Source organism: Kitasatospora sp. NBC_01266 (assembly GCF_036242395.1).
Lineage (GTDB): Bacteria > Actinomycetota > Actinomycetes > Streptomycetales > Streptomycetaceae > Kitasatospora.
The window spans coordinates 8373525-8385147 of the sequence record NZ_CP108458.1; the positions used below are offsets into that span (position 1 = coordinate 8373525).

Below are 11623 nucleotides of genomic sequence, written 5' to 3' on the forward strand. Positions count from 1 at the left end.
GCCCGGTCAACCGGCCCGGAGGACCAGGACGGGCTCAGCCCGGCAGGGCCGCCCCGCCCACGGTCGAAGCCCTGACCACGAGTTCCGGATGAACCACCGAGACCTTCGGACCCCGATCCGACTGCCCGAATTCCGCCGCGACCAGTCGGACCGCCTCCGTCCCGAGGCTCCGCTTGTCCACGTACAGGGTGGTCAGCGCGGGCTCCACGAGTTCCGCCAGGCCCAGGCCGTCGAATCCGATGACGGCGCAGTCCTCCGGTACCGCCCGACCGAGCCTGCGCAGCCCGCGGGTGGCACCGACCGCCACGATGTCGTTGTAGGCCAGAACCGCTGTGATGTCCGGCTGGTCCTCGATCAACCGACCGATGGCGTCCTCTCCGCCGGCGACCGAGTTGACCGAGCGCTGCAGGCGCCGGGGGTCCGCAACCAGTCCGGCTTCCCGGAGCAGGTCGAGGACGATCCGACCGCGCGGACCGATGGCCTCGCCCGCTCCGGTCGGCCGACTCGCGTCCAGGACACCGATGTCGCGATGGCCGAGGTCGACCAGGTGGCGGACTGCCGCCGCCAATCCGCTGCGCAGGTCGATGTCGACGCGGTTGAACGTCGCCGCCGCGGTGTCGGACTCCTCCCAGTCGAACAGCGCGAAGGGGATCCCGGCCTCGACGGCGCTGCGCACCGACTCGTCGAACTCCAGATAGCCCACGAACGCGTCAGCCTGACCGGCGATCAGCTCAAGGCCCACCCGCTCACCATCGGGTGTGGAGCCGGTCTGGTGGATGACCACGTGCCAGCCCATCTCCGCGGCGGACTCCAGAATGCCGTTCGCCACCTCGGGGAAGAACGGATTGGTGATGTTGGGCAGCAGCAGGCCCAAGGTGACGGTCTCCTGCCGCACCATGGCACGCGCGAATCGATTCGGGCGGTAGCCGAGCGACCTGACGACGTCGAGCACCCGCTCCCGGGTGGTCGGATCGATCTCGCCCTTGCCGTTGATCGCGCGAGAGACCGTCTGGCGGGACACCCCGGCAGTTCGCGCCACGTCCTCGATGGTGACGCGCCGAGCGGTCGACCCGAAAGCACCCGCATGCGAACTCTTCATCTGGGACTCCTGGCGAGCGGCCAGGCACCGCCCCTCTGGCACTGGGTGCGACATCGTTGACGCACCGACAGCATACGCGGCCGGCCCTCGCTCTCGTCGTCGCCCTTCGGATCCCTCGCTGCGCCCACGAATGGATGAGCTGACTGCTGTTGACACTATTTCAGGCCGTGAGCGAAAATTTGGTGACGTGAGCGTTCCCGTGAGCGTTCACGGGAACGCTCACGGGAACACCCTCAAAGACAGTGCGCCCGGCTCGACAGCACCGCATACGGAGACGAGGTAACACATTGACGCTGGAACCGGACATAACTCCGCCACGGGACGCGGAGTTCGAGGTCCCGGCCCTGGAGGCCTTCGCGAGCCCCGGGGCACTCCGGCGGCCATCGGCGGGACGGACTGGAAGCCAGGGAGGGTGGCCGCAAAGGGCGCCTTGGTGCCGCTCGGGCGTTTAGCCGGACCGCTCGGCCTGACGCGGCCGGGGAAATTCCGGGCGGCTTGCCGGCCCCGGCTGCGTGTCAATTGGGCTGCCGGCCGGGAGGAAATATTCGGTGATCACCGCGCTCGACTGCTTATCAGTCGGGGATGGGGTTCGACCGTCTACGCACTGGCTGGCGTTCGCTCGGGCGTCGGGCCATTGTGCAAGACCGGTTCTGCGTCGGTGGCTGCGGCAGCTGGGCCGGGTCGCAGCGCAATTGCGCTTGTCTGCCCGAGTCGGCAGTCGGGACCGTAGTCGACCGTGCGCCAGGAGGGGGAGTGAGTGCAGGTATGCGGGCGCAGCCCGCCACAGGGGCCTGAGTCGCCCTGTCGGCCGACGGAGTCGATCAGCTCGAATGCCTGACCGTGCTTCCGTGCGGGAATTCCCGCCACGGAAGCACGATCAGCGATGGGGTGCGTCAGCGGTAGCGAAGGAATTCGCTGATCACGCTTACGGCTTTCCCATCTTGAACGAGCGGTCGTCGGCCTCCTCCAGCTCGGTGATCCAAGCCTCGAAGTCCGCGATCTCCTCGACGGTCAGCGCCGTCCGAGTCTCCTCGACGAGTGCGACGGACATTTCTCCACCTCCTTCCCTCTCGAAGTTGGGACCGAGATTATCAGTTCGGATGGGAATTGCAAGGCATGATTCTCGACCTATGGTCGGCGGGTGTCGGCCGAGACTGTTCGTTTGCCCGCTTTGGGTGTTTCGAGTGAATGGTTTCCGGGCATGGGTCGCGGGCCGGGCTATCGACATGCCGGCTGCGGTCATTTATGGTGACGGCTGGAGTTCCGGTAGTGGTGGCACGGCAGGGTTTCTCGTGCCGGCCATCCGTTCTGTTCGCGCGGCCGGATGGATATCCGGAATGCATTGTATGGTGGAGGGGGATTGACCGGGATGCTTCGCCGCCGGGACAATCGGAATTCATTTGGCCCGCCCCGCGGGTGCACGGATTCCTTGCTGCCCGCGACCGGGAGCGGGGTGTCTGCGGGCACTGCCCACCTGGAATCCCGTGAACTCGACGCACTCGCCATGGCACGCGATGTCGAGACGTCGACCAAGCGAGACTTCGGCCAAGGCGGCTCCGGGCCGCCGATCGTCATCGTGCCGGACCGCTCCTGCCGGCCGGAGTTCGGCTCGCACGCGGAGCCGCCGGCCCATCGGGGCCGTTGTCGCGGGGTCTGCGGCGCGCAGACCGCTTGCAGGCCGCTTCCTGTCGGAGTGCGGCGGGTGGACAGCTCGGAAGGGTGGAGCAGGTGACCGGTGCGAAGGACATCGAAGCGAACGGGGCGGGCGGGTTGGCAGGGGATCGGCCGGTGCGGGGGCCGCTGGTCGGCAAGACCGCTCTGGTGACCGGTGGTTCACGTGGTGTCGGCCGGGGGATCGTCGAGCGGTTGGTCCGTGACGGCGCGGTGGTGGTGATCGGCTTCCGCGAGGACGCGGCCGCGGCCGCGGCGGTGGCGGCCCGCATGGCAGCCGTGGGCGGCCTGGTCCACCCCGTGCAGGCGGACCTGACGCGACCCGGTGAGGTGGCGCGGTTCTTCGCCGTCGGCGAGGAACTCACCGGCGGGATCGACATCCTGGTGAACAACGCCGCCACCATGCTCCGGGGCAAGTTCGCCGACGCCACGGAGGAGGACTTCGACCGGATCATGGCGCTCAACGTCAAGGTTCCGTTCCTCGCCATCCAGCAGGCCGCCCACCGGCTCCGGGACGGCGGACGCATCGTCAACATCTCCTCCACCGCCACTGTGCTGGCCCACCCCTCGCAGGCCGCCTACTCGGCCAGCAAGGCGGCGCTCGACCAGTTGACCAGGGTCGCGGCGAAGGAGTTCGCCAAGCGCGGTGTCACCGTCAACACCGTCTCACCCGGCGGCGTGGAGACCGAGGAGGTCGTGGCCGGCGTCCGGCCCGAGGTGCTCCAGCAGTGGCGCCGCTCGAGTGCCTTCGGCCGGCTCGGGCTGCCGCAGGACATCGCCGACGTGGTCGGCTTCCTGGTCGGGCCCGATGCCAGATGGCTGTCCGGCCAGAACCTGCAAGCCGCAGGAGGGGCGGTCTGATGGCGGTGCTCGATAGCCGCTCGGGCCGGGCAGGAGGGCTCGGTCACCCGCTCTCCTGCCCGCCCCAGCTGGACGAACCCTCGCGACGAGCTGACCGCCCAGGTGGGCGGGCCCCGCGCCCGCTCGGACAAGAAACGGACCCCGGAGATGACCTCACACCACGGCGAGCGGTCGCTGGGCCTCTACTTCTTCTCCGCCCTGGAGGACGGCGCCAGGGGCGACGCCGCGGGTTACCGCCTGCTGCTCGATGCGGCACGAGCCGCTGACGACGGGGGACTTGACTTCCTGTGGCTTCCCGAGCGCCACTTCACACGGTTCGGCGGCGCACACCCGAACCCGTCCGTGGTGGCGGCCGCGGTGGCGGTGACCACCCGGCGGATCCGGATCCGAGCGGGCAGCGTGGTGCTCCCGCTGCACGATCCGCTCCGGGTCGCGGAGGAATGGGCGGTCGTGGACAACCTGTCGGACGGGCGGGTGGAGATCGCCTCGGCCGCCGGCTGGAACCCGCGGGACTTCGTGTTGGCGCCGGAGGCTTACGCGGACCGCGCCGCACTGGCCCACGAGAACCTGCGAACCGTGCGGGACCTGTGGGCCGGAAGCGAGGTGTGCCGCACCGGCGCGCTCGGCGAACGGTACGCCGTGCGCTCGTACCCGCGGCCGGTCCAGGCCGTCCTGCCCCACTGGGTCACCGCCGCCGGCAACCCCGAGACGTTCGAGTACGCCGGCCGGATCGGCGCGGGAGTCCTCACCAGCTACGGTGCGTTCACCGCCGCCCAGCTCACGGAGCGGATCGCGGTCTACCGCCGTGCCTTCGAGGAGCACCACGGTGGGACGGGCCGGGTGTCGGTGATGGCACACGCCGCCATCGGGGCCTCGGGGCAGCAGGTCCGCAGCGAGGCCGAGCAGCCGCTCCGCCGGTACCTGGCCAGCTACGCGAGCCAGCAGGAGGCGCGCGGTGACCAGCGGACGGTCGAGAAGAGCCTGGACTTCGCGGCGCAGCGCTACCTGCGGGGCCGGTCGCTGATCGGCGACCGGAACGAGGTGCTCGCGGTCCTGCGGAACATCTTCGCCACCGGTGCCGACGAGGTGGCCTGCCTGGTCGACTTCGGCGTGCCGCGGCGGACCGTGCTCGGCACCGTCGACGAACTCGCCGAGATCCAGGCAGCCCTGCCCCGACTCCCCTGAGCCCGCACCGTGTCCAGCAGGGCCGCCGGCCGTGCCGAGAGGAAAGGATCACCATGCCCCGCGCATCCCGAGCCGCCGACCAGGTCGAATCCGTGAAGCCACTGCCGCTCCCGATGGTGCGGTCATACGTGCGTGAGGTCGTGGCGGCGGTCGTCGGCGGTACGGCGGACGAACTGACCGGCCCCGACGCACTGCGGGAGCTGAACATGGACTCGCTGACCCGGATGAACATCACCCTGCGGTTCGACCAGGACCTCGGCGACATCCCGCCCACTCTCATGTTCGAGCAGCAGACCGTCGAGGATCTCGCCCACTACCTCGTGGCCGAGCGCGACACCCGGCTGCGCCACGTGCTCGCGCCTGCCGGGCCGCGGCCGAGCCAAGCGGCGGCTCGGCCGCACCCGGCGCCGGCCGGTGACAGCCCGGTGACGCCGCCCGCCGGGGACATCGCGGTGATCGCGGTAACCGGACGGTACCCGGGTGCGCCGGACCTGGAGGCGCTCTGGCGCAACCTCCGGGACGGCGTGTCCACCATCAGCGAGGTTCCGGCGGACCGCTGGGACTGGCGCGAGCACTTCGACCCACGTCACGGGCAGCCGGACCGGAGCTACGGGCGCTGGGGCGGGTTCATCGACGGGGTGGCGGAGTTCGACGCCGAGTTCTTCAACATCCTGCCGGTCGACGCGGTGAACACGGACCCCCAGGAGCGGCTCTTCCTGCAGGCGTGCTTCCACCTCCTGGAGCAGGCCGGCCAGTTGGGTGCAACGACGCACGAGCCGTCGACCGGTGTCTTCGTCGGAACGATGAACGCCACCTACGGCAAGATCGGTGCCACCGCCTGGCCGTCGGGCAAGCTGACCGGAGCCCACTCCGCCCCGTGGTCGATCGCCAACCGGGTCTCCTACTTCTTCGACCTGCACGGCCCGAGTTTCGCGGTCGACTCGGCCTGCTCCTCCTCGCTGACCGCCATCCACCTCGCGGTACAGAGCCTGCGGAGCGGTGAGTGCCGCACGGCGATCGCCGGGGGAGTGAACCTGATCCTCCACCCCGCGCACCTGGTCGGCCTGTCCGCGGCGAGCATGCTCTCGTCGGACGAGGCCTGCAAGGTGTTCGACGCGACCGCCGACGGGTTCGTGCCGGGAGAGGGCGTCGGGGCGGTGCTGCTCAAGCCCCTGGCCGCAGCGGTGTCCGACGGCGACCGCGTCTGGGGCGTGATCAAGGGCACTGCGATCAACACGGCCGGCCGGACGTCGGGGTACGCGGTGCCCAACCCGGCCCGACAGGCGGAGCTGGTGACCACCGCGATGCGTGTCGCCGCGGTGCCACCGGCATCCATCTCCTACGTCGAAGCCCACGGCACCGGAACCGAGTTGGGGGATCCGCTGGAGACGGCGGGCCTGGTCCGGGCGCTCGCCCCGGGACGGGCGCCGCAGGCCCCCTGTGCCGTCGGCTCCATCAAGGCCAACATCGGGCACCTCGAGGGAGCCGCGGGGATAGCCGGTCTGACGAAGGTTCTCCTCCAGCTGAAGCACCGTCAGATCGCGCCGTGCTCCAGCGTGGTGAACCTCAACCCCAAGATCGCGGAGTCCCCGGTGCTGCGCTTCCCGCGTGCTCTGGAGGACTGGCAGGCCGAGGGCCCGCGCCGGGCCGGCGTCAGCTCGTTCGGCGCGGGTGGTGCCAACGTCCATCTGATCGTGGAGGAGTACCTGCCCGTGTTCCCGGAGCCGGCAGGTGAACCCGTCGGGTCGGCTGATCCGGAGCAGCTGGTGCTGCTCTCCGCGCGCACCGGCACTCAGCTGCGGTCATTGGCTGGTGCGTTGGCCCAGCGCCTGAATGAAGTGGCCACTGAGCCGTACGACTTGGCGCGACTCGCGTACAGCACGCAGGTGGGGCGCAAGGAGCTTGCGGTGCGACTGGCCCTACCCGTCACCGACGTGGCCGCGCTCCGCAGTGCCCTGACCGCGTTCGCCGCCGGTGAGCGGGCCCCCGGGGCCCGCACTGGCCGCCTGGACCGGGACCGCGCACGCGGCGACCTGCTGGACGACGAGGACGGGCAGGCATATGTCGAGGCCCTGACGGCGAAGCGCCGGCTCGGCAAGCTCGCCGACCTGTGGGTGGACGGAACCCCGATCGACTGGGCACGGCTGTGGGACACCCGTCCGCCCGCCAGGGTCGAGCTGCCGCCCTATCCGTTCGAGCCCACGCACTACTGGGTCCCGGTCGCCCAGGACCACGCGCCGGCCCCCGCCGCCCGGAGCCACGCGCCCGCGGTGACGGCACCAACCACCCGCACCACGGCGGGCGTTCCGAGCGGGACCGATGGCCGGGCCGCCGCCGACGGCCATCGTGCGGTGGTCGAGCGGGACGTGCGGCTCGCGGCCTGCGGATTCCTGCTGATCGACCCCGCCGACGTCGACATCGCGGCCGACCTGATGGAGCTGGGCTTCGACTCCGTCTCCCTGGTGCAGTTGACCGGCCGGCTCGGTGAGACGTACGGCGTGGAAGTGGAGCCGGTGGTGGTGTTCGACCACCCGACACTGGCCGATCTCTGCGGCTTCCTGGTGACGAACTTCGCCGAGGCGGTCGACGCGCGCTGCCGGCAGTCGGGTGCGGCGGCAGCCGGTGCCGCGCCGACCAGCGGGGAGGAGTAGCCATGACGACCTCGACGACCGCTCAGGTGGTGGGCAGAGCCCTCAGGATTCCGGACCGGTACCGCGAGTTCGACATACCGTGGGATACGGTGCTGACGGTCTACCGGGTCCCTCGGCCGTTGCTGGACGAACTGCTGGATCTCGGTCTCCCGCACCGAGGCCGGGGTGAGGAGCGGCGGTTCGACCTCTTCGACCTGGAGAACCTGACCACCGCGCTGGAGATCAACGCGCCCAACTGGGTCCTGATGAGGGCTCTGGGGCACACGTACGACAGGGACATCGGCAGGACCGACGATGCGTACCGCCTTCAGGTGACGGCCCGTTGCCCGGAGCCGGGCCACGCCGGCGACTGCGACGTCGCCGCCGCCCCTCTGCTCCTCCCGGCACCCGAGGAGGCGGACGACCTCCGCTACGAACCGCCGAGCACCATCGTGCGGCGGGTCGCCCTGCCGGCTGACGAGTACTACTTCGAGGACTCGGTGCTCCCGCTCTTCGAACCGGCCGAGCAGCTGACCTTCTACCTCATCCCGACCGACCTCTCCACCGATCTCGGATTCGCCGCCGAGACCGGCCTGGCGGACTGCCGCCTGGCCAACCGCCTCCTCCTCGATCGTGCCCGGCGAGCCGTCGTCGAGTCCCGGATCGCCAGCGGCCTCATCATGGCCGCCCCACTTCCCCTGCGCCACATGTGGATCGAGGTCAGGGTGGGCGACCGCTGGATCGCCGCCGACCCGTTCTTCATCCAGACGCTGACCCGTTGGCGGATCATCAGCCCGCACAAGTGGCCGGTGCGGCGATCACCGCGGCGCATCTACTGGCCGATCGCCGGCTCCCCGTTGCCCGAGGACATGTCGCTCGCCACTCACAGAGGCTCAAAAGTTCGCGGATCGGCGCGGATCACCAACTGGCGACAACGATAGGAAGGTGTCGGACGCTTGGACGTGATCGCTGCGCTGCTGGAACGCACGGCGACCGGACGTGATCACGCGGGTCGCCCGTCCCGGACGCCGCCTGGTCGGCCGGCCCTGCCGGGTGGCACGCACACGAGCCGGCGGCGCACGGTGGAGGCCGGCAGCCGTTGCCAGGCCTCGGCCGGGGCCTGGCCGATGAGGTGGTCGATGCGCGGGCCCGAAGGATCATGATCCGGGCCAGCTCGCCCTTGGTGCTGAGGTTGCGATCGTCCGGCACGCGGGCGGCCCGGCAGCGTTCGCGGTCCTCGGTCCAGGACTTGGGCAGGTAGAGCTCGCGGTCGACCAGGGTGTGGCCGCGGCTGGTGGCGTAGGCGGCGAAGACGCCGATCTGGCGGTTCTCGGTGCGGCCGGCGGTGCCGGAGTACTGGCGCTGCACGCCGGCGGAGGTGGTGCCCTTCTTCACGAAGCCGGTGTCGTCGATGATCAGTACGCCGTCGTCGGTGCCGAGGTGTTCGGCGATGTAGACCTGCAGGTCGTCGCGAACCTCGTCCGCGTCCCAGCGGCTGCGGGGCAGCAGGTGCTGCAGGCCGTCGGGTGTGGCGTGACCGGCGTATTCGGCCAGCTGCCAGCCGTTCTTGCGGCCTACCGGGCCGATAAGTCGATAAGTCCGCGGACGTAGTCCCGCATCCGGCGGCGCGGATCCACGCGGGAGAAACGACCTACACTCCCCACTCCCAGGCTGTTGACCAGCGGGAATGGACAAGTCCGGCTGGAGTACTAGGTGCCGGCCCGGAGCTGGCGGTCGGGTGCCCGCGTCGCCGTCACAGCCGGCCGATGGCCACCCCCATGGTGTCGCCGGCGCCGACGGTGATGGGGGTCACCGCTTCGGTCGCGGTGTTGATCGCGAACACCGTCCCCTGGGGTGTTCCGTTGCCGTAGGAACCCACCACGTAGGCGCTCTTCCCGTCGGGGGTGACGGCCACCTCCGCGGGTAGGAAGTACCTACCCGGCCCGGTGGTCGGCGGGGTGTCGCCGATGGGGATGGTCTTGGTGACTGTGCCGGTGGTGGTGTTGATCACCGACACCTTGTCCCCGTGGAAGGGGTTCTGGACGGCCACGTAGGCGTGCTTGCCGTCAGGGGCGATCGCTTCCCCGTAGAGGATGTCGGGAGAGAGCGGGGTCTGGTCGTAGGGGATGTTCGTGACGCTCCTCTTAGCGATGTTGACCACCGACACGTACTTGAAGGCGTTGGTCACGTAGAGACTGGCGCCGTCAGGGGTGACCGCCACCTGTTCGGGACCACCGCCGACGGTGGTGGTCGCGATCCCCAGGACGTTGTTGGTCCTCGTGTCGATCACGTACACGTGGCCGTCGAGGCTGGTGATGTAGGCATAGACCTGCCGGCGCGGCTTCGGCGGGTGCGCGGCGGCCGTGGCGGGCGCGGGTGTCAGGAGCGCCAGCCCTGACGCGACGGCCACCGCGGCGATGGTTCGCCGCACAGCGGATCGCTGCAAGGCACGTGGACCTCCGGATCGACGTGATGGTCTCTCGTGCCATCCGGTGTACCGCGGCAGCTGACCAGCCGTCAGCGGATCAGTACGTCAATCACCCGGAAGAGTAGTGTCAGCCCGAGCAGTACGACGCCAGAGGAATTCGAAGCTGGCACGGCCGTAGCCTTGGCGTTTGAGGATGGGCACACGTCAAACGCAGCCTGGCCAACCTCGCCGTGGCCGCCCCTCGACCGGCTCAAGCTACTCGTCCGCAACCGGCGCAAGCGCCTGCAGTATCGGCCCGACATCCTCGACGGATTCATGGCCGGTACCGGCTTGACCCTCGACGCCCCAACCTCACCCTGACGAGCCGAAGTCAGTAACGACCTTGGGAGCGATTCGAGGTCGGGCGTGCCGGCCTGCGGGTCGCAGTTCGGCCCGTTCCGGCTCGGTAGGCGCCGCAGGCGGACAGGGTGATGCCGCCGTGCCGTTCGGTCAGCCGTGGAGGCTGTCGTTCCTGACCAGTTCAAGGAACGCGGACCACGCTTTGGAAGGGAACGACAGATGCGGCCCTTGTCGGTCCTTCGAGTCCCGAACCCCGATCCCGTGGGATAGATCGCCTACCTCCACGCAGTAGGAGTCGTGTTCCTGCGAGTGGGAACTCTTGCGCCAGGTGCTGTCGGCCATCGCCAGCCCTCTCTGTCCTGCTGCCAGTAGACCGTGGCGGGCATCTCGCGGCCGCGCGGCCTGCTCCCATCCTGCCCTGTCCGGGTTGTCCCACGCACACTTCGGCGAGTTGATCGAAGAACTCGCCCCGAGAACAGTCTGCTGGGCGCTCAGACGTCCGGCGCCGGAGCCGATGGAGCCGGCCAGCGTGATCAGCAGTTGCAGCAGCACGATGTCGCGCAGCTGCGGGGCCGTCTGACTCCAGACGCCCGCGCCGCCCGTTCACCGCCTTCGCGGTGCGCCACGAGGAGGGTCAGGACGGCCGCTGTCGCGGGGTCGGCCGCCGCGAAGCTGGACGGCTACGCGGTGGGTGCGTGGATGCGCCGCCAGCGCAAGGCTGACAACCTGACCAAGGGCCAGGCCGCGAAGCTCGACGCGCTGGACGAGTTGTGGCGGCTGGAGCCGGACTGGAACAGGTCGTACCGGCGCCTGCTCGCCTACCTCGCCGCCAGCGGCACCCTCGACGGACCGGCCAACCGCACCGGCCTCGGCGACGACTCGGCGTTCCGTCCCGGTGCGTGGCTGCGCAAGCAGGTGGGGGCCCGCGCCGATGGAAAGCCGACCGAGCAGCAGACCGCGCTCCTGGACATGCTCCACGGACATACAGCCGAGACCGTCGCCGGCTGACCGGACCCGAGATCCGCCGTCCAGGCCCTCCGGGGCGGCCCGACCCGGAGGGACGAGCGACCACCACCGAGACCACCCCGCGGCCGCCCGAAAGGCCGGTCACCGCCGCCGAGGAACCGGGCACGCCGGTCGGCCGCGACTGGCGGGAGGAGCTGGAGACCACCCGCCTGGCCCGCCTTGCTGTGGTTCGGCTGCGCCGTGCCCTGGCGGCCGGGTCACAAGGATTTCACAAGACCCCTTGTTAGGTTCGCCGCTGATTCGGCACTTGGAAGGGGTAGTTGATGGCGTTCCCCGGGCATTGGACGTTTCCGTGGGCAATGGCCCTGGCCGTGGCGCTGGGCGCGTCGGGCTGTCAGACAAGCGGCACCGGCCCGAGTGGCGGCACCGGCCCGGCGTCGTCCG

Annotated in this window: 9 protein-coding genes and 2 pseudogenes; 6 read left to right on the top strand and 5 right to left on the bottom strand. The window is 70.0% G+C overall.

The window, feature by feature from the left end:
- Positions 1 to 34 precede the first annotated feature (34 nt).
- Together OG403_RS35900 and OG403_RS35905 are read right to left on the bottom strand one after the other, a co-directional pair.
- Entirely contained in the window at positions 35 to 1255 is a 1221-nt protein-coding gene (locus OG403_RS35900; RefSeq protein WP_329571934.1) for a LacI family DNA-binding transcriptional regulator, read from the bottom strand.
- Positions 1256 to 2024: 769 nt separating this feature from the next.
- Positions 2025 to 2150, bottom strand: coding sequence for a hypothetical protein (locus OG403_RS35905; RefSeq protein WP_329571936.1), 126 nt, complete (start codon positions 2148 to 2150; stop codon positions 2025 to 2027).
- 677 nt (positions 2151 to 2827) lie between these two features.
- Here OG403_RS35905 and OG403_RS35910 point away from each other — a divergent pair.
- The 4 genes from OG403_RS35910 (at position 2828) to OG403_RS35925 (ending at position 8387) form a co-directional block, all read left to right on the top strand.
- Positions 2828 to 3631, top strand: coding sequence for an SDR family oxidoreductase (locus OG403_RS35910; RefSeq protein ID WP_329571938.1), 804 nt, complete (start codon positions 2828 to 2830; stop codon positions 3629 to 3631).
- Positions 3632 to 3778: 147 nt separating this feature from the next.
- Complete coding sequence (locus OG403_RS35915; protein WP_329571940.1) at positions 3779 to 4816, top strand: MupA/Atu3671 family FMN-dependent luciferase-like monooxygenase; 1038 nt, start codon at positions 3779 to 3781, stop codon at positions 4814 to 4816.
- 128 nt (positions 4817 to 4944) lie between these two features.
- The gene (locus tag OG403_RS35920) at positions 4945 to 7467 is read left to right on the top strand and encodes a beta-ketoacyl synthase N-terminal-like domain-containing protein (RefSeq protein ID WP_329571942.1); all 2523 of its coding nucleotides are present in this window, start codon (positions 4945 to 4947) and stop codon (positions 7465 to 7467) included.
- Between the two features lie 2 nt (positions 7468 to 7469).
- Positions 7470 to 8387, top strand: a complete 918-nt coding sequence (locus OG403_RS35925; protein WP_329571944.1) for a hypothetical protein — start codon at positions 7470 to 7472, stop codon at positions 8385 to 8387.
- A gap of 199 nt (positions 8388 to 8586) precedes the next feature.
- Here OG403_RS35925 and OG403_RS35930 read toward each other — a convergent pair.
- Positions 8587 to 9128: pseudogene (locus OG403_RS35930) on the bottom strand (IS701 family transposase); the annotation flags it as partial.
- A gap of 71 nt (positions 9129 to 9199) precedes the next feature.
- Positions 9200 to 9856: a YncE family protein gene (locus OG403_RS35935; RefSeq protein ID WP_329571946.1), complete on the bottom strand. Its 657-nt coding sequence runs from the start codon at positions 9854 to 9856 to the stop codon at positions 9200 to 9202.
- Between the two features lie 212 nt (positions 9857 to 10068).
- Here OG403_RS35935 and OG403_RS35940 point away from each other — a divergent pair.
- Positions 10069 to 10234 (top strand): annotated as a pseudogene (locus OG403_RS35940) (IS630 family transposase); the annotation flags it as partial.
- Positions 10235 to 10363: 129 nt separating this feature from the next.
- Here the strand turns inward: OG403_RS35940 and OG403_RS35945 are convergent.
- Positions 10364 to 10765 carry a DUF397 domain-containing protein gene (locus OG403_RS35945; protein WP_329571948.1) on the bottom strand — a complete coding sequence of 134 codons (402 nt, stop codon included), beginning with the start codon at positions 10763 to 10765 and terminating at the stop codon, positions 10364 to 10366.
- 147 nt (positions 10766 to 10912) lie between these two features.
- Here OG403_RS35945 and OG403_RS35950 point away from each other — a divergent pair, with 147 nt between their 5' ends.
- A complete protein-coding gene (locus tag OG403_RS35950; protein WP_329571950.1) occupies positions 10913 to 11221 on the top strand; it encodes a hypothetical protein in 309 nt (102 codons plus the stop codon).
- The last annotated feature ends 402 nt before the right edge of the window (positions 11222 to 11623 follow it).